At 70.6% G+C, this 23,738-nt stretch carries 26 protein-coding genes and 1 pseudogene; 21 read left to right on the forward strand and 6 right to left on the reverse strand.

What is annotated here, in order from left to right; translation table 11 throughout:
- Window positions 1-130: 130 nt before the first annotated feature.
- The 5 genes from uvrA to VDQ83_RS15625 all read left to right on the forward strand — a co-directional run bounded on the left by uvrA (window position 131) and on the right by VDQ83_RS15625 (window position 6,120).
- On the forward strand, window positions 131-3,097 hold the full coding sequence (gene uvrA, locus VDQ83_RS15605; protein ID WP_455435636.1) for an excinuclease ABC subunit UvrA: 2,967 nt from the start codon (window positions 131-133) through the stop codon (window positions 3,095-3,097).
- Complete coding sequence (locus VDQ83_RS15610; protein WP_455435637.1) at window positions 3,094-3,525, forward strand: acyl-CoA thioesterase; 432 nt, start codon at window positions 3,094-3,096, stop codon at window positions 3,523-3,525. The genes uvrA and VDQ83_RS15610 overlap by 4 nt, the downstream gene beginning before the upstream one ends.
- Window positions 3,526-3,821: 296 nt before the next feature.
- Entirely contained in the window at window positions 3,822-4,601 is a 780-nt protein-coding gene (locus tag VDQ83_RS15615; protein ID WP_455435638.1) for an enoyl-CoA hydratase/isomerase family protein, read from the forward strand.
- Window positions 4,602-4,673: 72 nt separating this feature from the next.
- On the forward strand, window positions 4,674-5,585 hold the full coding sequence (tesB, locus tag VDQ83_RS15620; RefSeq protein WP_455435639.1) for an acyl-CoA thioesterase II: 912 nt from the start codon (window positions 4,674-4,676) through the stop codon (window positions 5,583-5,585).
- A gap of 10 nt (window positions 5,586-5,595) precedes the next feature.
- Complete coding sequence (locus VDQ83_RS15625; protein ID WP_455435640.1) at window positions 5,596-6,120, forward strand: putative signal transducing protein; 525 nt, start codon at window positions 5,596-5,598, stop codon at window positions 6,118-6,120.
- A gap of 487 nt (window positions 6,121-6,607) precedes the next feature.
- Here the strand turns inward: VDQ83_RS15625 and VDQ83_RS15630 are convergent, their stop codons facing one another.
- A complete protein-coding gene (locus tag VDQ83_RS15630) occupies window positions 6,608-7,216 on the reverse strand; it encodes an EF-hand domain-containing protein (RefSeq protein WP_455435641.1) in 609 nt (202 codons plus the stop codon).
- 217 nt (window positions 7,217-7,433) lie between these two features.
- On the opposite strand from VDQ83_RS15630, the gene VDQ83_RS15635 reads away from it, so the two are divergent.
- The 7 genes from VDQ83_RS15635 to VDQ83_RS15665 all read left to right on the forward strand — a co-directional run bounded on the left by VDQ83_RS15635 (window position 7,434) and on the right by VDQ83_RS15665 (window position 12,628).
- Window positions 7,434-8,195: an arginyltransferase gene (locus VDQ83_RS15635; RefSeq protein ID WP_455435642.1), complete on the forward strand. Its 762-nt coding sequence runs from the start codon at window positions 7,434-7,436 to the stop codon at window positions 8,193-8,195.
- A gap of 141 nt (window positions 8,196-8,336) precedes the next feature.
- Window positions 8,337-9,578 (forward strand): endonuclease/exonuclease/phosphatase family protein, encoded by a 1,242-nt coding sequence (locus VDQ83_RS15640; protein WP_455435643.1) that lies wholly within the window; start codon window positions 8,337-8,339, stop codon window positions 9,576-9,578.
- A 152-nt stretch (window positions 9,579-9,730) separates the two neighbouring features.
- Window positions 9,731-10,093 carry a roadblock/LC7 domain-containing protein gene (locus tag VDQ83_RS15645; protein WP_263397622.1) on the forward strand — a complete coding sequence of 121 codons (363 nt, stop codon included), beginning with the start codon at window positions 9,731-9,733 and terminating at the stop codon, window positions 10,091-10,093.
- Window positions 10,094-10,103: 10 nt separating this feature from the next.
- The gene (locus VDQ83_RS15650) at window positions 10,104-10,604 is read left to right on the forward strand and encodes a PAS domain-containing protein (RefSeq protein ID WP_309912506.1); all 501 of its coding nucleotides are present in this window, start codon (window positions 10,104-10,106) and stop codon (window positions 10,602-10,604) included.
- Window positions 10,601-11,356 (forward strand): PhnD/SsuA/transferrin family substrate-binding protein, encoded by a 756-nt coding sequence (locus VDQ83_RS15655; protein ID WP_455435644.1) that lies wholly within the window; start codon window positions 10,601-10,603, stop codon window positions 11,354-11,356. Before VDQ83_RS15650 ends, VDQ83_RS15655 begins: the two co-directional genes overlap by 4 nt.
- A 10-nt stretch (window positions 11,357-11,366) precedes the next feature.
- Complete coding sequence (locus VDQ83_RS15660; protein WP_263397619.1) at window positions 11,367-12,011, forward strand: hypothetical protein; 645 nt, start codon at window positions 11,367-11,369, stop codon at window positions 12,009-12,011.
- Window positions 12,008-12,628: a hypothetical protein gene (locus tag VDQ83_RS15665; protein ID WP_455435645.1), complete on the forward strand. Its 621-nt coding sequence runs from the start codon at window positions 12,008-12,010 to the stop codon at window positions 12,626-12,628. The genes VDQ83_RS15660 and VDQ83_RS15665 overlap by 4 nt, the downstream gene beginning before the upstream one ends.
- A 70-nt stretch (window positions 12,629-12,698) precedes the next feature.
- Here the strand turns inward: VDQ83_RS15665 and purT are convergent, their stop codons facing one another.
- Complete coding sequence (gene purT, locus VDQ83_RS15670; protein WP_455435646.1) at window positions 12,699-13,886, reverse strand: formate-dependent phosphoribosylglycinamide formyltransferase; 1,188 nt, start codon at window positions 13,884-13,886, stop codon at window positions 12,699-12,701.
- A 140-nt stretch (window positions 13,887-14,026) separates the two neighbouring features.
- On the opposite strand from purT, the gene VDQ83_RS15675 reads away from it, so the two are divergent.
- The 9 genes from VDQ83_RS15675 (at window position 14,027) to VDQ83_RS15715 (ending at window position 20,709) form a co-directional block, all read left to right on the forward strand.
- Window positions 14,027-14,911 (forward strand): SPFH domain-containing protein, encoded by an 885-nt coding sequence (locus VDQ83_RS15675; protein ID WP_309912498.1) that lies wholly within the window; start codon window positions 14,027-14,029, stop codon window positions 14,909-14,911.
- A gap of 61 nt (window positions 14,912-14,972) precedes the next feature.
- Entirely contained in the window at window positions 14,973-15,152 is a 180-nt protein-coding gene (locus tag VDQ83_RS15680; RefSeq protein ID WP_263397615.1) for an Arc family DNA binding domain-containing protein, read from the forward strand.
- Window positions 15,149-15,325, forward strand: a complete 177-nt coding sequence (locus VDQ83_RS15685) for a DUF4177 domain-containing protein (RefSeq protein ID WP_263397614.1) — start codon at window positions 15,149-15,151, stop codon at window positions 15,323-15,325. Before VDQ83_RS15680 ends, VDQ83_RS15685 begins: the two co-directional genes overlap by 4 nt.
- A gap of 1 nt (window position 15,326) precedes the next feature.
- Window positions 15,327-16,622 carry an alpha/beta fold hydrolase gene (locus VDQ83_RS15690; RefSeq protein WP_455435647.1) on the forward strand — a complete coding sequence of 432 codons (1,296 nt, stop codon included), beginning with the start codon at window positions 15,327-15,329 and terminating at the stop codon, window positions 16,620-16,622.
- Between the two features lie 5 nt (window positions 16,623-16,627).
- Window positions 16,628-17,185: a PH domain-containing protein gene (locus tag VDQ83_RS15695; protein WP_455435648.1), complete on the forward strand. Its 558-nt coding sequence runs from the start codon at window positions 16,628-16,630 to the stop codon at window positions 17,183-17,185.
- 15 nt (window positions 17,186-17,200) lie between these two features.
- Window positions 17,201-18,007: a M15 family metallopeptidase gene (locus VDQ83_RS15700; RefSeq protein ID WP_309912491.1), complete on the forward strand. Its 807-nt coding sequence runs from the start codon at window positions 17,201-17,203 to the stop codon at window positions 18,005-18,007.
- Entirely contained in the window at window positions 18,004-18,588 is a 585-nt protein-coding gene (locus VDQ83_RS15705; protein WP_309912489.1) for a hypothetical protein, read from the forward strand. Before VDQ83_RS15700 ends, VDQ83_RS15705 begins: the two co-directional genes overlap by 4 nt.
- A gap of 47 nt (window positions 18,589-18,635) precedes the next feature.
- Window positions 18,636-20,066 (forward strand): FAD-binding oxidoreductase, encoded by a 1,431-nt coding sequence (locus VDQ83_RS15710; protein WP_455435649.1) that lies wholly within the window; start codon window positions 18,636-18,638, stop codon window positions 20,064-20,066.
- 106 nt (window positions 20,067-20,172) lie between these two features.
- The gene (locus VDQ83_RS15715) at window positions 20,173-20,709 is read left to right on the forward strand and encodes a hypothetical protein (protein WP_309912485.1); all 537 of its coding nucleotides are present in this window, start codon (window positions 20,173-20,175) and stop codon (window positions 20,707-20,709) included.
- Window positions 20,710-20,749: 40 nt separating this feature from the next.
- On the opposite strand, the gene VDQ83_RS15720 is transcribed toward VDQ83_RS15715, so the two are convergent.
- The 4 genes and pseudogenes from VDQ83_RS15720 to VDQ83_RS15735 all read right to left on the reverse strand — a co-directional run.
- The gene (locus VDQ83_RS15720) at window positions 20,750-21,430 is read right to left on the reverse strand and encodes a DNA-3-methyladenine glycosylase family protein (RefSeq protein ID WP_455435650.1); all 681 of its coding nucleotides are present in this window, start codon (window positions 21,428-21,430) and stop codon (window positions 20,750-20,752) included.
- A 4-nt stretch (window positions 21,431-21,434) separates the two neighbouring features.
- Window positions 21,435-21,806, reverse strand: a complete 372-nt coding sequence (locus VDQ83_RS15725) for a DUF423 domain-containing protein (protein ID WP_309912481.1) — start codon at window positions 21,804-21,806, stop codon at window positions 21,435-21,437.
- 99 nt (window positions 21,807-21,905) lie between these two features.
- Window positions 21,906-23,078, reverse strand: coding sequence for a polyketide cyclase (locus tag VDQ83_RS15730; RefSeq protein WP_263397604.1), 1,173 nt, complete (start codon window positions 23,076-23,078; stop codon window positions 21,906-21,908).
- Between the two features lie 467 nt (window positions 23,079-23,545).
- A pseudogene (locus VDQ83_RS15735) lies at window positions 23,546-23,614 on the reverse strand (DNA-binding response regulator); the annotation flags it as partial.
- Window positions 23,615-23,738 lie beyond the last annotated feature (124 nt).

Below are 23,738 nucleotides of genomic sequence, written 5' to 3' on the forward strand. Positions count from 1 at the left end.
CCGCCCGGATCCTGGCAAATCCGGCAATTGCCCCCACCTGACAAGCTGGGTACGCTGATCGATTGCCGTCCCCTCTCCGCCCCCACGCTGGCCCTGGGCTGTCGCCCGGCCGGCACAACACGGACTCCTCATGGCGATGGATTTCATCCGCATCCGCGGCGCGCGGACGCACAACCTCAAGAACCTCGACCTCGACCTGCCGCGCGACAAGCTGATCGTGATCACCGGCCTGTCCGGCTCGGGCAAGTCGTCGCTGGCGTTCGACACCATCTACGCCGAAGGCCAGCGCCGCTACGTGGAGTCGCTGTCGGCGTACGCGCGGCAGTTCCTCAGCGTGATGGAAAAGCCCGACATCGACCACATCGAGGGCCTGTCGCCGGCGATCGCGATCGAGCAGAAGTCGACCTCGCACAACCCGCGCTCCACGGTCGGCACCATCACCGAGATCTACGACTACCTGCGCCTGCTGTACGCGCGCGTCGGCCAGCCGCGCTGCCCGGAACACGGCTATCCGCTGGAAGCGCAGACGGTCAGCCAGATGGTCGACCACATCCTGACCCTGGACCCGGAGCAGCGCTACATGCTGCTGGCGCCGGTGATCCGCGAGCGCAAGGGCGAGCACGCGCAGGTGTTCGAGCAACTGCGCGCGCAAGGCTTCGTGCGCGTGCGCGTGGACGGCGAGCTGTACGAGATCGACGCGGTGCCGGCGCTGGCGCTGCGCCAGAAGCACACCATCGAGGCGGTGATCGACCGCTTCCGCCCGCGCGAGGACATCAAGCAGCGCCTGGCCGAGAGCTTCGAGACCGCGCTGAAGCTGGCCGACGGCATGGTCTCGGTGCAGTCGCTGGACGACACCGCGGCCGCGCCGCACCTGTTCTCGTCCAAGTACAGCTGCCCGGTCTGCGACTACTCGCTGCCGGAGCTGGAGCCGCGGCTGTTCTCGTTCAACGCGCCGATGGGCGCCTGCCCGAGCTGCGACGGCCTGGGCGTGGCCGAGTTCTTCGATCCCGAGCGCGTGGTGGTGCATCCGGAGCTGTCGCTGTCGGCCGGCGCGGTGCGCGGCTGGGACCGGCGCAACGCCTACTACTTCCAGCTGATCGCCTCGCTGGCCAAGCACTACAAGTTCGACGTGGACGCGCCGTGGCAGTCGCTGCCGGCGAGCGTGCGCCAGGCGGTGCTGTACGGCAGCGGCGACGAGACCATCACCTTCACCTACTTCACCGACGCCGGCGGCCGCACCCAGCGCAAGCACCGCTTCGAAGGCATCATCCCCAACCTGGAGCGCCGCTACCGCGAGACCGAATCGCCGGCGGTGCGCGAGGAACTGGCCAAGTACATCAGCCAGCGGCCGTGCCCGGAGTGCAAGGGCGCGCGCCTGAACAAGGCCGCGCGCAACGTATTCGTCGCCGATCGCCCGCTGCCGGACCTGGTGGTGCTGCCGATCGACGATGCGCTGCGCTTCTTCCGCCAGCTCGACCTGCCCGGCTGGCGCGGCGAGATCGCCACCAAGATCGTCAAGGAGATCGCCGAGCGGCTCGGCTTCCTGGTCGACGTCGGCCTGGATTACCTGACCCTGGAACGCAAGGCCGACACCCTGTCCGGCGGCGAGGCGCAGCGCATCCGCCTGGCCAGCCAGATCGGCGCCGGCCTGGTCGGCGTGATGTACGTGCTCGACGAACCGTCGATCGGCCTGCACCAGCGCGACAACGAGCGCCTGCTCGGCACGCTCACCCGGCTGCGCGACCTGGGCAACACGGTGATCGTGGTCGAGCACGACGAGGACGCGATCCGCCTGGCCGACTACGTGCTGGACATCGGCCCCGGCGCCGGCGTGCACGGCGGCGAGATCGTCGGCCAGGGCACGATCGAGGACCTGCTGAAGGCGCCGCGCTCGCTGACCGGCCAGTACCTGTCGGGCAAGCGCCGCATCGAGATTCCGACCAAGCGGCACAAGGCCAATCCGAAGATGACCCTGCACCTGCGCGGGGCCACCGGCAACAACCTCAAGAACGTGGACCTGGACATCCCGGCCGGGCTGCTGACCTGCGTCACCGGCGTGTCCGGCTCGGGCAAGTCGACGCTGATCAACGACACGCTGTTCACCCTGGCCGCCAACGAGATCAACGGCGCCTCGCATGCGGTGGCGCCGTACCGCGAGATCGAGCACCTGGACCTGTTCGACAAGGTGGTGGACATCGACCAGTCGCCGATCGGGCGCACCCCGCGCTCCAATCCGGCCACCTACACCGGCCTGTTCACGCCGCTGCGCGAGCTGTTCGCGCAGGTGCCCGAATCGCGCGCGCGCGGCTATTCGCCGGGCCGTTTCAGCTTCAACGTGCGCGGCGGCCGCTGCGAGGCGTGCCAGGGCGACGGCCTGATCAAGGTCGAGATGCATTTCCTGCCCGACGTGTACGTGCCCTGCGACGTGTGCCACGGCAAGCGCTACAACCGCGAGACGCTGGAGATCCTGTACAAGGGCTTCAACATCAACGACGTGCTGCAGATGACCGTCGAGGATGCGCTGCGCCTGTTCGAGCCGGTGCCGACCATCGCGCGCAAGCTGGAGACGCTGGTCGACGTGGGCCTGAGCTACATCAAGCTCGGGCAGAGCGCGACCACGCTGTCCGGCGGCGAGGCGCAGCGGGTGAAGCTGTCCAAGGAACTGTCGCGCCGCGATACCGGCCGCACCCTGTACATCCTCGACGAGCCGACCACCGGCCTGCACTTCCACGACATCGAAGCGCTGCTGGGCGTGCTGCACAAGCTGCGCGACGAGGGCAACACCGTGGTCGTGATCGAGCACAACCTGGACGTGATCAAGACCGCGGACTGGGTGGTGGACCTGGGTCCGGAAGGCGGCCATCGCGGCGGAACCATCCTGGCCACCGGCACGCCGGAGGAGATCGCCGCGCATCCGGATTCCTATACCGGCCAGTTCCTGGCCAAGCTGCTGCCCGTCGGCACCGTGGCCAAGCCGACCAAGCCGGCGGCGATGGCCAACAAGCCCGACGCGCTGCCGCCGCGCAAGAGCAAAGCCGAGAAGGCCGCCGCCAAGAAGGCGGCCAAGAAGACCACGACCAAGAAGGCCGCACGATGAGCGCAACCCCCGCCGATTCCGCTTCCCCCTCGCACAAGCCGCTGGCGCGCGTGCCGATCAGCGTGCGCTGGCGCGACATGGACAGCATGGGCCACGTCAACAACGCCAAGTACATCTCCTACCTGGAGGAGGCGCGCGTGCGCTGGCTGCTGAACGTGGAGGGCTTCTCGATGCGCAACCGCATCGCCCCGGTGGTGGCCGCGACCAACGTCAACTACCGGCGCCCGATCGTGTGGCCGAACGACATCGTGGTCGAGCTGTTCGTCGAACGCATGGGCAGCAGCAGCATCACCGTCGGCCACCGCATCGTCGACCAGAAGGACGACAGCGTGCTGCACTCGGACGGCAACGTCGTGGTGGTGTGGATCGACACGCAGACCGGCAAGAGCGCGCCGCTGCCGGACGAAATCCGCGCTGCGTGTAGCTGATTGAAAAGCCGGGATTGGGGATGACCAGCCGTTCGGCTGTGGAAAACCGGAATTCGGGATTGGCAGACCCACGCAAGATCGCTTTTGCGAATCCCAAATCCCCAATCCCGAATCCCGGCCCTTGTAGGAGCGACTTCAGTCGCGACGCGCAGAACCCACAGACTGCAGGCAATGCGGCCCGGGCGCCAACACGGCCAGACACGCCAGCCCGCTGACCAGCCGCCGTACGCATGCGGATGGTTTGAGCTTCGTGGCTCTATGATAGCCATCCCGCACCGCGCCTCCGGACGTTCCGCATGACCTCGCTGATCCAGGTTCTCGACCACGGCCCCATCCGCCAGCTGCGCCTGGCGCGCGCGCCGGTCAACGCGCTGGACACCGCCCTGTGCGCCGAACTGGCCGCGGCGATCGCGCAGGCGCAGGCCGACGCGGTGCACGCGCTGGTGCTGTCCGGCAGCGAACGCATCTTTTCCGCAGGCATGGACGTGCCGCACCTGCTCGGCCACGGCAGCGACCGCGCCAAGCTGCTCGACAGCTGGCAGCAGTTCTTCGGCGCGGCGCGCGCGCTGGCCGACAGCGCCATCCCCGTGGTGGCGGCGCTGACCGGCCATGCGCCGGCCGGCGGCTGCGTGCTGGCGCTGTGCTGCGACTACCGGGTGATGGCGCGCAGCCCGGAGCCGGCGCATCCGGTCAGCATCGGCCTCAACGAGACCCAGGTCGGCCTGGTCGCGCCGGAAGGCATCCAGCGCCTGCTGCGGCGCGTGGTCGGCGCGCACCGCGCCGAGCGGCTGCTGGTCGGCGGCGAACTGGTCAGCGCCGAACGCGCGCTGGAGATCGGCCTTGTCGACGAACTGGCCGACGCGGAACTGGTGGTCGCGCGCGCGGTGGCGTGGCTGCAGGATCTGCTGCAACGGCCGCGGCAGCCGATGCTGCAGACCCGTGCGATCGCCCGCGCCGACCTGCGCGCGGCGCTGGCCGACGAGCACATCCAGCTCGAGCGCTTCGTCGATGGCTGGCAGGCGCCGGACACCCAGGCCGCGCTGCACGCGCTGGTGGCACGGCTGGGCAAGCGCTGAGCGGCGCAGGCACACAGGCCGGCGCAGGCGGCCCGGTATAATCGTGGACACCCCTCGCCCAGGCCCCGCCTCTTGTCCGCCAAGCCGCCCGCCCCCGTCGTGTCCGAACTGATCGAACTGCTGTCGCTGGAACGGCTGGAGGACAACCTGTTCCGCGGCCAGAGCCGCGACATCGGCACCAAGTACGTGTTCGGCGGGCAGGTGCTGGGCCAGGCGCTGTCGGCGGCGCAGGCGACGGTGGACAACGGGCGTCGCGTGCATTCGCTGCACGCCTATTTCCTGCGCGCCGGCGACATCGACCATCCCATCGTCTACGACGTGGACCGCACCCGCGACGGCGGCAGCTTCTCGGTGCGCCGGGTCACCGCGGTCCAGCACGGCAAGGTGATCTTCTTCTGCGCCGCCTCGTTCCAGGAGCAGGAAGACGGCGCCACCCACCAGCTGAAGATGCCGGAAGTGCCGCAGCCGGAAGACATCGAGCCGACCCCGGCCGCGCGCCCGGAGGTGCTGGCGACGCTGCCGACCAAGGTGCAGCGCTGGCTCTCGCGCGGCGGCCCGTTCGAGTTCCGCCACGTGTATCCGCGCGACGAACTGAGCCCGCCCAAGCGCCCGCCGTTCCAGCAGATGTGGTTGCGCCTGAGCGAGCCGGTCGGCGATGCGCCGGAACTGCACCAGGCGCTGCTCGCCTACGCCTCGGATTTCCACCTGCTCGGCACCGCGACCTTTCCGCACGGCATCAGCTACTACACGCCGAACGTGCAGATGGCTTCGCTCGACCACGCGCTGTGGTTCCATCGCCCGTTCCGCGCCGACGACTGGCTGCTGTATTCGCTGGACAGCCCCAGCGCGCAGGGTTCGCGCGGCCTGGCGCGCGGCCAGTTCTTCACTCGCGACGGGGTGCTGGTCGCCAGCACCGCGCAGGAAGGCCTGATCCGCGTGGTGCCCGAGGCCGGCGCCGCGGCGCAGGTCCCGGCCAAGGACTGAGACGACGACGATGCGGCAGATCTTCAGCAGCCAGCGCGTGGAAACCGCCGAAGGCGTGGCCAAGCTGCTGCGCGAGCACGGCATCGAGGTACGGCTCAGCAACGGCCGCTCCTACCGCAGCCGGCGCAGCGGCCAGTTCAGCTACATCGAGCCGATGGCGACGCAGGTGCAACCCACGGTGTGGGTGGTGCACGCCGACGACCAGCCGCGCGCGCGCGCCTTGCTGCGCGAGTCCGGCCTGATCGACAGCACCCGCCAGGACCCGGCGCAGACGCTGCCGTACCTGAGCGAATTCCGCTCGCAGGCGGTGCCGGACACCGGCAAGCGCTGGGCGTGGCGCATCCGCGTCGCGCTGCTGCTGGCGATCGGCGCGGTGGCGCTGGTGACGGTGTTGCGCCATCGCGGCAACCAGGCTGCGGTGCCCGCAGCGACGCCGGTCGCAGCGCCGGCCAACGCAGCGGCGCCGCAGCCCGCGCCAAGCGCCGACGACGACGAAGTGCGGGTGCGGGTGCAACCGGCGCAACGCGGGAACTGAGTCGTCATCGGCACGGCATCGTGTTTCTTGCAGGGTTTGGGTGTGGCCGTTGACGATCGACGGCCGCCGAAGCCGGCGATTTCGCCACCGCGCCTGTGGCGGATGAAGCCGCTCGCGATCGACTGACTGGCGGCACTGCTGGCTGCACTGTACGAGGGGCTTCAGCCCCGACAGGCTGCCGAAGTTCGCCACTGGGCCAATGGGCCTGTCGCGATTGAAACCGCCTGCGATTGGCTGGCTGGATGCACTGCAGGAGGGGCTTCAGCCCCGACAGGCCGCCGAAGTTCGTCACTTCGCCAATGTACCTGTCGCGGTTGATGGCCCGAGGCCACCCGGAACCGCTCCTACAGGAGCATGGCGATTGAACCGGTGTGCTGCGGTAGCGCTGCGTAGACAAACAAAAACGCCCCTGCGCATCGCTGCGCAGGGGCGGGTGTCGATCGGCGCCTTGTTGCTTGGTGCTTGTCGCTTGTTGCGGAGTGGACGGTCAGTTCGCGTCGGGCGCGGCCGGCGCCGGCTTCGGTCCCTGCTTCTGGCCCGGCTTGTGGTCGGGCTTGTGCATCCGCATCGACTGCGCCGCATCGAACTCGGCACGGCTGAGCATGCCGTCCTTGTTGGTGTCGGCCTTGGCGAACCATTCGTCGCGATGCTGCTTGGAACGCAGCTCGAAGTCGGCGCGATCGACGAAGCCGTCCTTGTTCGCGTCCATCTTGTCGAAGCGCGCGGCGAACTTCGGATCGGCCTTGGCCTCGTCGCGGCTGATGCGGCCGTCCTTGTTGGTGTCCAGCTTGGCGAGCATCGCGCCATGCTCGCCGCGTCCGCCGCGCTCGCCGTGACGGCCATGGCGCGGGAACTCGTCGGGAGTCAGCTTGCCGTCGTGGTTCTTGTCGAGCGCATCGAAGTGCTCGGCCAGGCGCGGGCTAGCCGCGGCCTCGCTGCGATCGACGACGCCGTCGCCGTTCTTGTCGAGCTTGGCGAAGCCGCCGGCATCGGCCGGCGCGGCGGGATCCGACGGCGGCGGCGGGTTGGCGGCGTAGGCGCCGGCGGACAGCACGGCGAGCACGGCCAGGGCGAGCAGCGGATTGCGGTAATTCATTGAAAAACTCCCTAAGGGAAAAGGAAGGAACCGTGCCGACGCGACACGCGCGTACGGCAGTCACCAGCGCAGAACGGACGGACCGCGGAGCGGGCCGGCGCATCGGCGCCTTCACTGCAATCAACGCCCCGGCGCCGGCGCGGTTGACCCGCGCCGGGGCGCATTCATGCGGCGGACAGTCGCGGCCGCTGCGATCGCGAAGCGCTATGCTGACCGCATGGCCATCCATACCGACGTCAGCGACGACCTGCGGCTGTTCCAGACCGGTCAGCACGCGTGCGGCTATTGGCCCGAACGGCAGGCGCGCGACCTGGTGTTGGACCCGCACGACCCGCGCCTGGGCGCGCTATATCCGCTGGCGCTGAGCTGGGGCTTCCGCCGTTCCGGCGATCTGGTCTACCGGCCGCATTGCGACCACTGCCGCGCCTGCGTGGCGGTGCGCATCCCGGTCGCCGAGTTCGTGCCCGACCGCAGCCAGCGCCGCTGCCTGGCGCGCAATGCCGACATCGACGTGCGCATCGTCGCCGCCGAACGCAGCGAGGAGCAGCTGGCGCTGTACCAGCGCTACCTGCGCATGCGCCATCCCGGCGGCGGCATGGACCAACACGGCGCGCACGAGTTCGACCAGTTCCTGATCGGCCGCTGGTCGCACGGGCGGTTCCTGGAAATGCGCCAGAAGACGGCGGACAGTGCGCGCGGGCCGCTGCTCGGCGTGGCGGTGACCGACATCGCCGAACAGGCACTGTCGGCGGTCTACACCTTCTACGATCCCGACGCCGCCGGACGCGGCCTGGGCACGCTGGCGATCCTGCACCAGATCGAATGGGCCAGGCGCGAAGGCCTGAGCTACCTGTACCTGGGCTACTGGATCCGCGGCCACCAGAAGATGGACTACAAGCGCCGCTTCCGGCCGTTGCAGGCCTACGACGGGCGCAGCTGGCGCGCGTTCGACGAGGACGCCGGCCGCCCCGGCGACTGAGCGCGGCGGCGTTCGCGCGCGCCGCGCCCGCACCTGCTGCCTGCGCCGACCTGGGCACCGCGCTCCAGCTTCCGCAAGCGGTGATCCGCGCGCCGCCGCGGCGCCATCGTTCGGACATGCGCCGCGTGCCAAACTGCGCGCATGAACCCACGCGCCCTGTTGCTTGCCCTGACCCTGCTGTGCGGCGCCTGCGCGCACACCGGCCCCGCCCAAACCGCCGCCACGCCCGCCGCACCCGCGAGCGCGCCGCTGCGCCTGGCCACCTACAACACCTCGCTGTACTCGGACGAGGACGGCGGCCTGATCGCCGAACTGCAGGGCGACAGCGCGCACGCGCGCAAGATCGCCGCGGTGCTGCAGCAGGTGCGCCCGGACCTGGTGCTGCTCAACGAGTTCGACTACGACGACGCGCACCGTGCCGCCGACCTGTTCCAGCAGCGCTATCTGGACGTGGCCCAACCCGGCGGCGGCGCCGCGCTGCGTTATCCGTACCGCTACCTGGCGCCGGTGAACACCGGCGTGCCGAGCGGCCTGGACCTGGACAACGACGGCCACGCCGGCGGCCAGGGCCGTGCGCGCGGCAACGACGCCTGGGGCTACGGCCTGCATCCGGGCCAGTACGGCATGCTGCTGCTGTCCAGGTACCCGATCGACGCCGACGCGGTGCGCAGCTTCCGCCTGCTCAAGTGGAGCGCGATGCCTGGCGCGCTGCGGCCGACCGATCCGGCCAGCGGCCGCACGTTCTACAGCGACGCGGTGTGGGCGCAGCTGCGGCTGTCGTCGAAGTCGCATTGGGACGTGCCGGTGCGCACCCCGCTGGGCGTGGTGCACGCGCTGATAGCGCATCCCACGCCGCCGGTGTTCGACGGCGCGGAGAAGCGCAACGCGGCGCGCAACCACGACGAGCTGCGGCTGTGGCGCGAATACCTCGGCGGCACCGGCAGCGCGTCCTGGCTGTGCGACGACGCCGGCCGTTGCGGCGGCCTGGCCGCCGACGCGCGCTTCGTGATCCTCGGCGATCTCAACAACGATCCGGTCGATGGCGATGGCCGCCACGACGCCATCGTCGAACTGATCGAACATCCGCGCGTGCTGCGCTACCCGACCCCGCGCAGCGCCGGTGGCGAAGAAACCGCGCGCGCCTACGCCGCGCAGGGCATCGTCCGGCGCGGTTCGCCGGCCCAGGTGACGGGCGACTTCGGGCCCAAGTCCGGCGCGATGCGGCTGGACTACGTGCTGCCGTCGGTCGGTTTCCGCTACCTGGACAGCGGCGTGTTCTGGCCGGCCTCCGGCGCGCCGGCCGCGGCGATCGCCGACGGCAGCGACCATCACCTGGTGTGGGTGGATGTGGCTGGGGAGCCGGGATTGGGGAGTCGGGATTAGGGATTCGCAGCGCTGGCGGTCGCCGGCGACTGAGCTGATCCGGACTTTGGGGGTCGCCGCGCCGCGGCCTTGATCCAGATCAAGGGCAACGGCGCGCAAACGCTATCCAATGCATCCCGCACCCCGTCGGGATGCGTCAACGGATAGCGAGCATGCGAACGCAACAGCTGCAACAGGCGCTGGAGGGGCTCAACGGCGCCACCGCCGACATCGAGGCCTCGGCGCTGATTTCCCTGGATGGACTGACCATCGCCTCGGCGATGCCGCAGGGCATGGACGAGGATCGCGTCGGCGCAATGTCCGCCGCGCTGCTGGCGCTGGGCGAGCGCAGCGCGCGCGAACTGGCGCGCGGGCCGCTGGAACGGGTACTGATCCAGGGCGAACTCGGCTACGTGATCATGAGCGCGGCCGGGCGCGAAGCGGTGCTGACCGTGCTGGCCAAGCCCAGCGCCAAGCTCGGCCTGGTGTTCCTGGACATCAAGCGCGCCGCCCAGGCGCTGCAGCAGATCCTCTAGGGCCGCCGCCATGCCGCTGCCGCCGATGGATCCGCCGCACGAACCGCACCGCAGCGCCGAGCTGCGCTATCACGACGGCAGCCGCCGCCTGGTGTACTGGAGCGAACGCGAAGTGGCCTACCCCGACGGGCGCCTGATCGTGTCGCGCACCGACCTGGACGGCGTCATCACCCATGCCAACGACGCCTTCGTCGAACTCAGCGGCTGGCCGCGGGCGACGCTGATCGGCGCGCCGCACTGCATCCTGCGCCATCCGGACATGCCCAGGCGCGCGTTCGCCGACCTGTGGGACACGGTGCTGGGCGGCGAGAAGTGGCACGGCTACGTCAAGAACCTGCGCCGCGACGGCGCCTGCTACTGGGTCTACGCCACCGCGCTGCCGAACGTGCGCGACGGCCAGGTGGTCGGCTTCACTTCCGTGCGGCGCAAGCCCTCGCGGCGGCGCATCGACGCGCTGCAACCGCTGTACGCGCAATGGCTGCAGGACGAACGCGCGCAGGCGCCGGCATGAGCCTGGACTTCCTGGTCGCGCCGGATTTCGCGCCGGAGAACTTCGGCGGCTGGTACCTGCTCAGCACCGTGCTGCAGCGCCGCGCCGGCGTCGGCCTGCACCTGCTGATGCCGGCCGACGCCGCCGAGCAGAAGCAGGTGCTGGACGCCAGCGTGGTCGACCTGGTGTACGCCAGCCCGTTCGATGCCAGCGCGCTGATCCGCACGCGCGGCTACCTGCCGGTCGCACGTCCGCGCGGGCGTGCCGACGAGGTGGTGATCGCCGCGGCCATGGACGCGCCGGCGCGCTGCGTCGAAGACCTGTCCTATGGCTGCCGCATCGCGCTGACCGACAACCACGACGTGCGCCTGATCGCGCTGCGCCTGCTGGAGCCGGCCGACCTCGACCCCGAGCGCATCGCCTGGCGCCCGGCCAGCAGCTACGCCGCGGTGGCGCGGCTGCTGCTGGAAGGCGAAGCCGATGCCGGCCTGTTCCTGGCCGATGCCTATCGCCGCCTGTCGCGGCTGACCCGGGAACGGCTGCGGCCGCTGGTGGAAAGCGCGTTGTGCGACATCGGCCACGTGCTGCTGGCGCATCCGCGCATCGCCGCGCAGCTGCCTGCGTTGCAGGCGGCGTTGCTGGCGCTGGGCGACGCCGCGCACCGCGAGGACCAGGGCGTGCTCGACGCGCTGGGCCTGGAACAGGGCTTCGAAGCGATGGGCATGGAGGACGCGCAATTCATGATCGACCTGATCGACACCCTGCTGGACTGAGCGCACCGCCATGGCCACCCGCCCCGCTCCCGATCCGGCCCGCCTGGTGATGCGCACGCATGCGCGCGCGCTGCTGCGCGATCCGCGCGACGCCGCCGCACACCTGGCGCGCCTGCATGCGGCGCTGCAGCTGCACGACAACGAGCCGGCGCAAGGCGTGCTCGCCGACCTGTTCGTGGCGCTGCCGCGGCACGACACGGCGTTGCGCCAGGTCGCGCTGCAAATGGCCGCCGCGCACCTGCCGCCGCACGTGGCCGAGGCCTTCCAGCGCCACAGCCATGGCCACGCGTTGCTGCCGATCAACGCCCTGGCCACGCGCTGGAGCGTGCTGGCGCGACCATCGGCGGACGTGCCGGCGCGGGTCCGCCGGGCCAGCCCCGACCATTCGCGGCGCATGGTGCGCGAGGTGGTCGAGGCGCTGTGCGAAGGCGCGCCGCTGACCGCGGCGCGCTGCGAGCGCGAGTTCCTCGACTACTGCATCAGTTGCCAGGACAAGCTTGCCTTCATGCTCGCCAGCCGCGAACTGCGCCGCCATGCGCTGGCGCTGGGCGATCGCTGGGACCGCACCGCACGCTGGCTGCAACAGCGCGACCTGCTCGGCGGCCGCAACATCGCCGCCGACCTCCCTCTTTCCATCGCAGAGCATCGGCCATGAACGACCAAGACCCGACCTGGCTGATGCCGACGCCGCACGGCGTACTGCACGGTTTCGCCAGCGCCGCGCCGGACCGCATGCAGCGCGCGCTGCAACTGCTGCTCAGCGCGCACGGCGCGCTGTCGCTGCCGGAATGGCGCACGCGCGTGGACGGCGATACGCAGCGCCTGCTGACCGAAGCGCGCGAGCGGCAATGGATCCAGCTGCTGCGGCGCCCGCTGCCCGGCCCGGAGATCCGCCTGGACGATTTCGCCCAGCACGTGATCGCGCCGCTGTCGGCCGAACGCCGCGCCGTGCTCGCCTCCGACGGCGGCTTCCGCCTGGGCCATGCCGGGCTGAGCCAGGACGAGGCCGACACGCTGAGCGTGGCCGCAGCCGACTTCTCCGCCTTCGCCCAGCGGCAGAGCGCGCGTGGCTGGAGCGGCGCGCAGCGCTACGTGTCGTTCTACAGCGAGCCGCAGCTGTTGCTGCCGGACTGGTCGTTCGTGCCGTTCTGGGTCGACGGCGCCGGCTATTGGCTGGTGCTCGGCGGCGAGGCGCTGCTCAACAACCTGGCGATGGTGGAACTGGTGTGGAGCATCCGCCTGGCGGCGGCGCGGTTCGCGCCGCCGGGGTGAAGAGCCGGGATTGGGGAGTCGGGATTGGAGATTGGGAACGGCGCCACCAGCGCGTCCTTTTCCCGTGCCGTCAGGCCTTCAGTTCGATGGTCAGGGCGGCGGCGGCGTCGCAGGCGGTCTGGCGCGCCTCGTCGATGCTGGCGCCGCGCGCCAGGGTCACGCCGACGCGGCGGTGGCCGTGCACGCTGGGCTTGCCGAACAGGCGCAGCGCGGTGTCCGGGACCTGCAGCGCGGCGGCGACGTTGCCGAACAGCGGCACGCCTTCGCCGTGCGCCAGCAGCGCGCACGAGGCCGACGGCCCGCTCTGGCGGATGACCGGGATCGGCAGGCCCAGGATCGCGCGCGCATGCAACGCGAACTCGCTCAGTTCCTGCGAGACCAGCGTGACCAGGCCCGTGTCGTGCGGCCGCGGCGAGACTTCGCTGAACCACACCTCGTCGCCCTTGACGAACAGCTCCACGCCGAACAGGCCCCAGCCGCCGAGGTCGTCGGTGACCGCACGCGCGATCTCCTGCGCCCGCTGCAGCGCCAGCGCCGACATCGGCTGCGGCTGCCAGCTCTCGCGGTAGTCGCCGTCCTTCTGCCAGTGCCCGATCGGATCGCAGAACGCGGTGCCGGCGGCATGGCGCACGGTCAACAGGGTGATCTCGTAGTCGAAGTCGATGAAGCCCTCGACGATGCAGCGGCCGGCGCCGGCACGGCCGCCGGTCTGCGCGTATTCCCAGGCGGCGTCGATTTCGGCGTCGCTGCGCAGCGTGCTCTGGCCCTTGCCCGAGGACGACATCACCGGCTTGACCACGCACGGCAGGCCGACCGCGGCGATGGCCTCGCGGTATTCCTGTGGCGTGTCGACGAAGCGGTACGGCGAGGTCGGCAGGCCCAGGGTCTCGGCGGCCAGCCGGCGGATGCCCTCGCGGTCCATGGTCAGCCGCGCCGCGCGCGCGGTCGGGATCACCCGCTGGCCGTGGTCGCGCTCCAGCGCCACCAGCGTCTCGGTATGGATCGCCTCGATCTCCGGCACGATCAGATCGGGCTGTTCGCGCGCGATCAGCTCGCGCAACGCCATCGCATCGAGCATGTCCAGCACGTGCGAACGGTGCGCGACCTGCATCGCCGGCGCATCGGCATAGCGATCGGCGGCGATCACCTCCACGCCGAAGCGCTGCAGCTCGATCGCCACTTCCTTGCCCAGTTCGCCCGAGCCCAGCAGCAGCACGCGGGTGGCGGAAGCGGACAGCGGGGTTCCCAGGGTGGTCATGGCGGCGGTGCCTGCGCGGAAAGAGGGGCGCCATTCTAACGGCCGGCGCGCCCGCCCCACCGCGAACGGGCCGAACACCCCCTATTGCAAACAGATATCAAAGTGATATCGTTTGTTCACACACCTGGGGGAACACCGCAATGAAAGAACGCACGCTTCGCTCGCTCTCCGGCATCCCGGCCCTGCTCGGCCTCCTGGCGCTGGCAGGCGTGGCGCTGTGGCTGTTCGTGATCGGCATCATCAAGGACCCGGTCGGCGGCGGTCCGACCTCGCTGCCGCTGGTGCTGTTGGGGCTGCTGATCGGCGCCGCGACCCTGCTCGGCCTGTGCGGGCTGTACACGGTGCAGCCGAACCAGGCCGCGGTGCTGAGCCTGTTCGGCAAGTACGTGGGCACGGTCAAGGACAACGGCCTGCGCTGGAACAACCCCTTCTATTCGAAGAAGAAGGTCAGCCAGCGCGTGCGCAACTTCGAGAGCGGCCGGCTCAAGGTCAACGAGCTGGACGGCAGCCCGATCGAGATCGCCGCGGTGATCGTGTGGCAGGTGATCGATGCGTCCGAGGCGGTGTACAACGTCGACGACTACGAGAGCTTCGTGCACATCCAGTCCGAATCGGCGCTGCGCGCGATGGCCACCAGCTATCCGTACGACCAGCACGAGGACAGCCAGATCTCGCTGCGCAGCCATCCGGCCGAGATCAGCGAACAGCTCAAGCGCCACCTCGACGAGCGCCTGACCCAGGCCGGCGTGGACGTGATCGAAGCGCGCATCAGCCACCTCGCCTACGCGCCGGAAATCGCCCAGGCGATGCTGCAGCGGCAGCAGGCCAACGCGGTGATCGCCGCACGCACGCGCATCGTCGCCGGTGCGGTGGGCATGGTCGAGATGGCGCTGGCCGAACTGCAGAAGAGCGGCGTGGTGCAGCTGGACGAGGAGCGCAAGGCGCACATGGTCAGCAACCTGCTGACCGTGCTGTGCTCGGACCGCGGCGCCCAGCCGATCGTCAACGCCGGTTCGCTGTACTGATGCGCGAGCCCCGCCACCTCCGTGCGGCAGCGGCCGCACGGATGCAAATGAGCCGTTCCGCATGAGCGAGAAGAAGGCCTACCCGCTGCGCATCAACGCCGACGTGCTGGCGGCGGTGCAGCGCTGGGCCGACGACGAGCTGCGCAGCCTCAACGCGCAGATCGAATACGTGTTGCGCGACGCGCTGCGCAAGGCCGGCCGGCTGCCCAAGCCCGGCGACGACAAGGCGCCGGAATCATGAGCAAACGCTGGGAATATCTCACCGTCGAAGCCAAGACCAATCTGATGCTGGGCCTGAAGATGGAGGAACTGCAGGCCGAACTGAGCAAGCAAGGCAAGCTGGGCTGGGAACTGGTCAACGTCCTCACCCTGCCGGGCACCAAGCCGCTGCTGATGTTCAAGCGGGAACTCTGACATGCGCCTGCGCGGCGCGTGGCGCCTCGCGCTGCCGTTGCTGCTGGCGTGCTCCTGCGCGCTGGCGGCCACGCCGCGACAGGCCGCCGACACGCTGTTGGACCGCCTGCAGGCCGGCGACATCGCCGCGGCCGAACGCGACTTCACGCCGGCGATGGTGCAGGCGGTACCGGCCGAGAAGCTGGCCGAGGTCTGGCGCTCGATTTCCGCGCAGATGGGCGCGTTGCAGCAGCGCGGCGCGGCCACCGAACGCCGGCAACAGGGCCTGAGCCTGATCGAGCGACGCCTGCAGTTCGAACGCGGTGCGCTGCTGGCGCACGTCTCGGTGGACGCCGACGGCAAGATCGCAGGCCTACTGCTGACCCCGGCGCCGCCACCGGCGCCACCGCCGCCCGCCGCCGATGCCGGCTTCGCCGAACAGGCGTTCGCGGTCGGCCCGCTGCCCGGCACCCTGGCGCTGCCGACGGGCAAGGGACCGTTCCCGGCGGTGGTGCTGGTGCAGGGCTCCGGCCCGCTCGACCGCGACGAGACCATCGGCCCGAACCGGCCGTTCCTGGACGTCGCGCGCGGCCTGGCCGCGCAGGGCATCGCGGTGTTGCGCTACGACAAGCGCACCCACGCGTTGCCCGAGCGCTTCGCTGGAAACGCGAACTTCACCATGGACGACGAGACCACCGACGATGCCGTCGCCGCGGTCGCGGCGCTGGCGCGCACGCCGCGCATCGATCCCAAGCGCATCTTCGTGATGGGCCACAGCCAGGGCGGCATGCTCGCCGCCCGCATCGCGCGCCGCTCCGGCAAGACCGCCGGGATCGTGCTGTGGGCGGCGCCGGCGCGCTCGCTGCTGGACCTGCTGCTCGACCAGAACCGCTACCTGCTTGGCCTGCAAGGCACGCCATCGGCGCAGGGCCAGGCACGCCTGGCCGACATCGAGCGCCGCGTCGCCAACGTGCGCGGCACCGGCGCAGTGGCCCGCACCGACGCGCCGCTGGACATGCCGGCCGCGTACTGGCGCGCGTTCGACCAGGTGGATCCGGTCGCCGACGTGCGGGCGCTCGGACAGCCGGTGCTGTGGCTGCAGGGCGAGCGCGACTTCCAGGTCACCGCGCCGGACTGGCAACGCTGGCAGCAGGCGCTGGGCGACGCTCCGTGGGCGACGCTGCACCGCTACGCGCAGCTCAACCACCTCGGCATCGCCGGCAGCGGCGCGCCGTCGCCGGCCGAGTACGCGCAACCCGGCCATGTCGCCGCGCAGCTGATCGACGCTACCGCGCAGTGGATCCTCGCGCAGCGATGAACGGCATGCAGCGCCGTTCCCGCCCGCTGCCCGCCGCGCGCGACTACAACGTCGCCGCGCCCGGGCGCCTGCCGCTGCTGGCGCTGTGGCTGCCGCTGCTGGGCGTCGCCGGCGCGATCGTCGCCGTCATCCTGGCCGACTCGGGCCCCGCGCATGGCGCGCATTGGATCGGCCCGTGCGTCCTGGCCGCGACCGGCGCGGTCATGCACGCGCTGTACCTGCGGCGCGGCATCCGCCTGCAGGGCAGCGCGCTGCGGATCCGCTCGACCATGTTCAACGCCCGCACCGAGATCGCATCGATCGACCTGGCGCATGCGCGCGTGGTCGACCTGGCCGAGCACACCGAACTGGCGCCAGGGCGCAAGTTGTTCGGCTACGGCCTGCCCGGCTTCAAGTCCGGGCATTTCCGCATGCGCAACGGCCAGCGCGCGTTCTGCCTGCTCACCGACGCCAGCCGCGTGCTGGCGCTGCCGCTGCGCAACGGGCGCTGGCTGCTGCTGAGCCCGGAACAGCCGAGGCAACTGCTGCAGGACCTGCAACGGCTGGCCGCGCGCAGCGCTTAGCCCTACCCTGTGCGGATGCGCCCCGCTCCCGCCCTGCTGCTCAACACCGAATGCATCGAACTGCTGCCGGCCGCGCTGCTGCGCGCGCGCGGCAACGCCGATGCGCGCCTGCTCGCCCATGCGACCTGGCTGCTGCGGCGCAAGCGCGACGGCCGCTACCTCGCCGCCGCCTCCGCGCAGGGGCTGTCCGCGCTGCTGCCGCGGCTGATGCACGAACCCGGCATCGACGCGGCACTGGATCGTCTCGACGCCCTGCCCGTACGCCGCCAGCCGGACGACGATGCGCTGCTGCCGCTGAGCGCGTTGCACGAGCGCCTGGCCAGCCTCGGCCTGGACGCTGCGGACTACGCGCGCAGCACCGGCCTGCCGCTCCAGGCCGAACCTGCGACGCTGCGTGGTGCCGGCCGCGATCGCTACCGGCGCCCGCTGTGGCTGACCGCCGGCGCCGCACGCGCCTGGCAGGCACTGCAACGCGCCGCCATGCGCGACGGTGTGGTGCTGGAGGCGATCTCCGGCTATCGCAGCCACGACTACCAACTGGGTATCTTCGCGCGCAAGTTCGCGCGCGGGCAGACCCTGCAGCAGATCCTGCAGGTCAATGCCGCGCCCGGCTACAGCGAGCATCACAGCGGCGAGGCGCTGGACATCGGCACGCCCGGCGAGGCGCCGGCCGAGGAGAGCTTCGAGCGCACGCCGGCCTTCGCCTGGCTGCGCGCGCACGCCGCCGGCTTCGGCTACCGGATGAGCTATCCGCGCGGCAATCCGCACGGCATCGTCTACGAACCCTGGCATTGGCGCTGGCATGCGGGAACGTCGGCATGAGGCAGCGCGTCGCGGGCGTGTCGCGCGGCAGCCTGGCGGGTTGCGCCCTGGGCCTGCTGGCGCTGTCGTTTGCCGCCTGCGCACAGTGGCACGACCGCCAGGGCACGCCAGTCGCCGACAGCGCCGAGCGCGCGCACGACAAGCACTTCGCGGCGACGGTCCACGTCGCCGACGAGGCCGCGTTCGCGCGTTTCGGCAAAGAGTGGACCGAGACCGACAGCCGCCACGGCCCGAAACTGCGCACGACCGAGCGCGTGCGCCGCGGCGAGCCGATCCGGGTGGTCGTGCTGTATTCGGGCTGCGCGCCCAGCCCCAACAACGACGGCGCCTGCGACGCGCAACTGCGCTTGCGCATGCTCGGGCCGGATGGCCACGTCGCGCTGCAGGAACCTGCGCGGCCGCTGACCACCGGCGGCAAACCGGCCGCGCCAGGCATGCTGGAACTGGCGCCGCTGTCGCTGCAGATCCGCTTCGAGCCGGCGGATCCGCTCGGCACCTACACCCTGCATGCCACGCTCAACGATCCCAGCCAGGACGCCTGGGTGCGCGTGCAGACCCAGGTGGAATTGGTCGCCGATTGACGCGCTGTCGACGACCTGCAACCACCACCACTGAGAACACCGCGCTTATGGACGAGCACATCGACACCCGACGCCGCGCCGCAACTGCCGCCCTGCTCGGCGCGGGCGCGGCATTGGCGCTGCCGGCATGCCGGCACGACAGCGCCACGCCGCAGGTCAGCGACATCGCTGGCATCGATCGCACCGCGGTCGCGCGCATCGCGCGGCCGCGCAGCGTGGCCGAGGTCGCCGCGCTGCTGCGCGACAGCCAGGGCGCGGTCTCGATCGGCGGCGCGCGTTACAGCATGGGCGGGCAGATCGGCGCCGCCGGCTCGCTGCACCTGGACCTGCGCGAACTCGTCGGCCTGGTGAAGCTGGACCCGGCCGCGCAGCGCATCCGTGTGCGCAGCGGCATGCGCTGGCGCGACCTGCAGGACCTCATCGACCCGCACGATCTGGCGATCGCGGTGATGCAGAGCTACAGCAACTTCAGCGTCGGCGGCTCGGTCGCGGTCAACTGCCATGGCCGCTACCTGCATGCCGGGCCGATCGCACATACCGTGCAGGCGCTGCAGCTGGTCGATGCGCAAGGCCAGGTGCACGAACTCGACCGCGAGCGCGACGCCGAGCTGTTTTCGGCGGCGATCGGCGGCTACGGCGGGCTGGGCGTGGTCACCGAAGTGGAACTGGCGCTGGCCCGCAACGACATGCTGGAGCGGCATGCGCAGCACGTGGCGCTGGCGGACTATCCGGCGTTCTTCGCCGAACGCATCGCCGCCGACCCGCGCGCGGTGCTGCACAACGCCGACCTGCTGCCGCCGCGGTTCGACCGCCCGCTGGCGGTGACCTGGCTGCGCAGCGACGCGGCGCCCACCGACACGCGCCGGCTGGTGCCGCGCGGACAGGACTACGCGCGCGAACAGAACCTGATCTGGGCGGCCTCGGAATTGCCGCTGGGCGAATCGCTTCGCGAGCGCTACCAGACCGCACCGCTGCTGCACACGCCGTCGGTGATGCGCCGCAACTGCCAGGCCAGCCTGGATGCGCGCTCGCTGGAACCGCGCACGCGGCGCATGTCCACCTATCTGCTGCAGGAGTACTTCCTGCCGCTGCCGGCGTTCGCCGCCTTTGCGCGCGAGATGAGCGCGATCCTGCGCCGCCACGACGTCAACGCGCTCAACATCTCGATCCGCCACTCGCCTGCCGACACCGTGTCGTTGCTGCGCTGGGCGCCGCAGCCGGTGTTCTCCTTCGTGCTGTACTACAAGCAGCGCAGCGGCGCCGCCCCGGACCGGGCCGCGGAGGTGTGGACCCGGCAGCTGATCGACGCGGCGCTGGCGCACGGTGGCCGCTACTACCTGCCGTACCGGCTGCATGCCACCCCGCACCAATTCGCCGCGGCCTATCCCGAAGCCGAGGCGTTCGCGCGGATCAAGCGCCGCATCGATCCGCAGCACCGCTTCCGCAACCGGCTGTGGGACAAGTACCTGCCGGCGTGAGGCCGGGGGCGATGGCGCTTGCGGCGAACATCCGCGGCGGCCAGGCGCTCAAGTTGCCGCGCTTGCAACCGATATCGCGGCGTCACCTCCAGGAAAATTTACGCTGATGGAACAGAACCCCTACTCGGCGCCGGCCGCCGACGTGCAGGCCAGCCCCGCCGCGCCGCTGGGCAAGGCACCGGACGATGTGCTGCGCAGGATCACGGTCGGCTGGATCGTGGCCGCGTTGTGCGCGGCGCTCAGCCTGTTCCTCGGGCTGGCGGCGCTTAAGAACGGCAACACCGTGGCCGGTATCGCCGGCGTGATCGAAGCCGTGTTCATCGCAGCGCTGGCCTACGGCTTGCAGCGCAAACACCGGGTGGCGGCCTGCGTGCTGCTGGCCTATTACGCCCTCATCCGCATCACGTTCCTGCTCACCGGAAATCTCAAGGGTGCGGCCCTCGGCGTGATCGTGATCCTGGTCTATTTGAGCGCGGCGCGTGCCACCTTCCAGTACCACCGTTGGCTGCAGCAGGAACGGCGCTTTCCGTCCTCGCAGCGGCCGCGATTGAGCGACGATCCGCTGTTCCGGACGCCGCCGCCGCCGGCTACATCGGCAGTGGACGGGCTACTGCACGAGCAGACCGCTTCGCCGTCGCCCTGACCGCCGCCGCTCGGCACGCGGCAGCGCGGCGTCGGCTCGCCTACTCCTGCGAGCGCGGCGTCGGCGTCTTGGTCATCGCCGCCAGCTCCACGTGGGCGATGCGCCACAGATAGAAGCTGGCGTAGCTGCGGTACGGCGCCCAACGCTCGCCGCGGGCCAGTAGGGCCTTCGGGGTCGGCGGCAATTCCAGCTTATCCACGCGCTGGGCGCCCTTGCGGATGGCCAGGTCGTCCACCGGCAGCAGGTCGGGGCGGCCGAGGCGGAACATCAGCATCATCTCGATCGTCCAGCGGCCGATGCCGCGGATCGGCAGCAGCGCCGCCACGATCGCGTCCTGGTGCATCGTCGCCATCTGCCGCAGGCCGGGAATCTCGCCGGCCGCCTCGCGCCGCGCCAGGTCGCGCAGCGCCAGCGCCTTGTTGCCGGACACGCCGCAGGCGCGCAGGCCAGGATCGTCGATCCGCGCCAGCGTGTCGGCGTGCAGCCGGGCACTGCCGATCGCCGCCTCGACGCGGCTGACGATGCTTGCCGCGGCCTTGCCGCTGAGCTGCTGGAACAGGATCGCGCGCGCCAGCGCATCGACCGGATCGAAGCGCTTGGACCAGCCCGGTTGCGGCGCGATCGGGCCGATCCGGCGCATCCACGCGCCGAGCTTGCGGTCGCGCCGGCTCAGGTGCTCGTAGGCGGCCTGGGTATCGAACCCGCGCGGATATCTGGGCACCGCGCTACCGCCTCAGCGCATCCAGCGCCCACAGCACCCAGCCCAGCATCAGCGTCGTCCCGCCAATCGGGGCCAGCTTGGTCGGCCATTGCGCCAACGCGTTGCCGGCCAGGCTGCCGGAAAACAGCAGCGTGCCCAGCAGCAACAGCGCCAACGCGGCGCGGCCGAGCAGGCGTTCGCTGCTGCGGGCCAGTGCCGCCAGCGCCAGGCCATGGCCGAACGCGTACAGCGCCGCGGTCTGCAGGTGCGACTGTGCCAGCGGCTCGGCCACGCCGTGCGAGGCGTAGGCGGACAGGCCGATCGCGGCAGCCGCCAGCAGGCCGCCGGCGCAGGCCAGCCAGGAGCGTTTGCGCGCACGACGATCGAAATTCAGCATGACGATGCTCCGTTGCGGCCGGGTTTCCGGCACCCCATAAACGAAACGCGCCGCAAGATGCGGCGCGTTTCGTGGTCACTCATCATCCAGGCGACTGGCTTACTTGATCGCCCAGTAGATGTCGTACGTGCCTTCCGGCGTGAACGACTTGTCCACGCCGCCCTTCCAGGCCTCGTACGGACGGTCGGTCACGTCGTAGCCGCTGGTCGCGGCCCAGGCGCGGACCGCATTGCGCGCCGCATCCAGGCCCGCCATGTGGCCGGCGTAGCCGGCGAACGCGGAGCGGTGCGCTTCGGTACGCAGGTAGGTGACCGGCGCGCCCTGCGGGATGGTCAGCTTCAGCGGCTCGCCGCTGGCGGCGACCGGGGTCGCGTCGACCGGGGCCGCAGGAGCCGCCGCCGCCGCGTCGTCCTTCTTCTCTTCCGGCTTGGCCGCCGCGTCCGGCTTCGGCGCGCCACCGGCACGCTTGCGCACCGGCTGGCTGACGTCGAAGGCGTACTTGTCGGAACCGAAGTCGGTGGTGACGATGCGCACCGGACCGGCCGCTTCCAGGCCGTTGGCGTCCATCACCCGCTTGATCCACTCCTGGTTGTCCTTGATGGACTTCTTGATGGCCTCGTTGTCGCGGTCGATGTTGCCGGCGTTGACCACCAGCAGATCCTCGGCCGGGACGTCGACGATCTTCAGGTCCTTCAACGGGGTTTCCTCGGCGCGGTAGTCGACGTTCGGCACGGTGGCCAGCACGTTGCTCAGCCGCGACAGGCCCAGCTTGATGTCGTCGCCGACATGGCGGCTCACGTACAGGCCGGCGTAGCGACCGAACAGGTCCCAACCGTACTTGACCGTGTAGTCCTGGGTGATCTTGACGTTGCGGCCGCTCTTGCCGGTCGGCTCGAGCTTGAACGACGTGGACTTGTCGGTGCCCTTGCTCTCGTCTTCGATGCCGATGACGACCTGCTTGTTCTTCTCGGTCGAGGTGATGGTCCAGCTGCCCTTGCCGATGTAGCCCTCGTTGGAGGCGTAGTCGAGACGGGCGCCGACGCCAGCTTCGGGGCCGGAAAGCTTCAGTTGGATACGCGGATCGCGCAGCACCAGAGGGTTCCAGTCCTTGAACCGACGCAGGCTGTTAACCGTGTCATAGACGATGGTCATGCGCCGGTTGGTCTCGACGCTCTCGGACATGTGACGCTCCGAGGGCAACACCAGGCCAACGAGGACGAACAGGCCAGCCACGATCCCCAGTGCGATCAGGAATTCGATAATACGGGTCATTCAGGAGGTCTCCGGGGCCGATCCCACGGCCGGGTTAATGAAGCGAAGCGGCCATCCTAGCAGGCTTCGCGGTTCGTGGTCATGCAGATCGCGGCGCGGAATTCGGCACAGTGGCCAATTCCCCGCGAAGGCGCCGTGCACAGCGCCGCCGCGCTGAGCTGCGGGCGACCATACCATTGTCGCCGGGGCAGCGGCGGACAGGCCTGGAGCGGGGTCGCAGCGCTGCGGCGGCCCCGCTTCGGCGACGCGTTTGCGCCTGCGCGCGGGTCGTGCGACCGGGCTGGGCGGCCAGACCAATGCATCCGCAGCAGTGTAGCGCCGGGCCAGCGGTTCGGACCCTCTCCAGTGCTCGGCGGGCCTGCCGCTTCGTTCGTCGCGACTGAAGTCGCTCCCACAGGGGGGCCGCGCCATCGGCTCGCGCGCCGGCGGTGCCCGGCGCGCTGCGCCGGGCCGGGCATCCTGTCCCGTCAGACCAACTGCAGCTCGAACGCCTTCAGTACCGCCCGGGTGCGGTCGCGCACGCCCAACTTCGACAGGGTGAGCGGGCGCCGCTTGCGAGCCACTGGCTCGCGCGCCCGCGAACGCCCGGCGCGCTGCGCCGGGCCGGGCATCCTGTCCCGTCAGACCAACTGCAGCTCGAACGCCTTCAGTACCGCCCGG

Source organism: Xanthomonas sp. WHRI 7945, assembly GCF_035026585.1.

Bases quoted from the DNA above. Each gene is read 5' to 3' on its own strand.
- uvrA (WP_455435636.1), top strand. From the start codon at position 131: ATGGCGATGGATTTCATCCGCATCCGCGGCGCGCGGACGCACAACCTC.
- VDQ83_RS15610 (WP_455435637.1), top strand. From the start codon at position 3,094: ATGAGCGCAACCCCCGCCGATTCCGCTTCCCCCTCGCACAAGCCGCTG.
- VDQ83_RS15615 (WP_455435638.1), top strand. From the start codon at position 3,822: ATGACCTCGCTGATCCAGGTTCTCGACCACGGCCCCATCCGCCAGCTG.
- VDQ83_RS15625 (WP_455435640.1), top strand. From the start codon at position 5,596: ATGCGGCAGATCTTCAGCAGCCAGCGCGTGGAAACCGCCGAAGGCGTG.
- VDQ83_RS15630 (WP_455435641.1), bottom strand. From the start codon at position 7,216: ATGAATTACCGCAATCCGCTGCTCGCCCTGGCCGTGCTCGCCGTGCTG.
- VDQ83_RS15635 (WP_455435642.1), top strand. From the start codon at position 7,434: ATGGCCATCCATACCGACGTCAGCGACGACCTGCGGCTGTTCCAGACC.
- VDQ83_RS15640 (WP_455435643.1), top strand. From the start codon at position 8,337: ATGAACCCACGCGCCCTGTTGCTTGCCCTGACCCTGCTGTGCGGCGCC.
- VDQ83_RS15645 (WP_263397622.1), top strand. From the start codon at position 9,731: ATGCGAACGCAACAGCTGCAACAGGCGCTGGAGGGGCTCAACGGCGCC.
- VDQ83_RS15650 (WP_309912506.1), top strand. From the start codon at position 10,104: ATGCCGCTGCCGCCGATGGATCCGCCGCACGAACCGCACCGCAGCGCC.
- VDQ83_RS15655 (WP_455435644.1), top strand. From the start codon at position 10,601: ATGAGCCTGGACTTCCTGGTCGCGCCGGATTTCGCGCCGGAGAACTTC.
- VDQ83_RS15660 (WP_263397619.1), top strand. From the start codon at position 11,367: ATGGCCACCCGCCCCGCTCCCGATCCGGCCCGCCTGGTGATGCGCACG.
- VDQ83_RS15665 (WP_455435645.1), top strand. From the start codon at position 12,008: ATGAACGACCAAGACCCGACCTGGCTGATGCCGACGCCGCACGGCGTA.
- purT (WP_455435646.1), bottom strand. From the start codon at position 13,886: ATGACCACCCTGGGAACCCCGCTGTCCGCTTCCGCCACCCGCGTGCTG.
- VDQ83_RS15675 (WP_309912498.1), top strand. From the start codon at position 14,027: ATGAAAGAACGCACGCTTCGCTCGCTCTCCGGCATCCCGGCCCTGCTC.
- VDQ83_RS15680 (WP_263397615.1), top strand. From the start codon at position 14,973: ATGAGCGAGAAGAAGGCCTACCCGCTGCGCATCAACGCCGACGTGCTG.
- VDQ83_RS15685 (WP_263397614.1), top strand. From the start codon at position 15,149: ATGAGCAAACGCTGGGAATATCTCACCGTCGAAGCCAAGACCAATCTG.
- VDQ83_RS15690 (WP_455435647.1), top strand. From the start codon at position 15,327: ATGCGCCTGCGCGGCGCGTGGCGCCTCGCGCTGCCGTTGCTGCTGGCG.
- VDQ83_RS15695 (WP_455435648.1), top strand. From the start codon at position 16,628: ATGCAGCGCCGTTCCCGCCCGCTGCCCGCCGCGCGCGACTACAACGTC.
- VDQ83_RS15700 (WP_309912491.1), top strand. From the start codon at position 17,201: ATGCGCCCCGCTCCCGCCCTGCTGCTCAACACCGAATGCATCGAACTG.
- VDQ83_RS15705 (WP_309912489.1), top strand. From the start codon at position 18,004: ATGAGGCAGCGCGTCGCGGGCGTGTCGCGCGGCAGCCTGGCGGGTTGC.
- VDQ83_RS15710 (WP_455435649.1), top strand. From the start codon at position 18,636: ATGGACGAGCACATCGACACCCGACGCCGCGCCGCAACTGCCGCCCTG.
- VDQ83_RS15715 (WP_309912485.1), top strand. From the start codon at position 20,173: ATGGAACAGAACCCCTACTCGGCGCCGGCCGCCGACGTGCAGGCCAGC.
- VDQ83_RS15725 (WP_309912481.1), bottom strand. From the start codon at position 21,806: ATGCTGAATTTCGATCGTCGTGCGCGCAAACGCTCCTGGCTGGCCTGC.
- VDQ83_RS15730 (WP_263397604.1), bottom strand. From the start codon at position 23,078: ATGACCCGTATTATCGAATTCCTGATCGCACTGGGGATCGTGGCTGGC.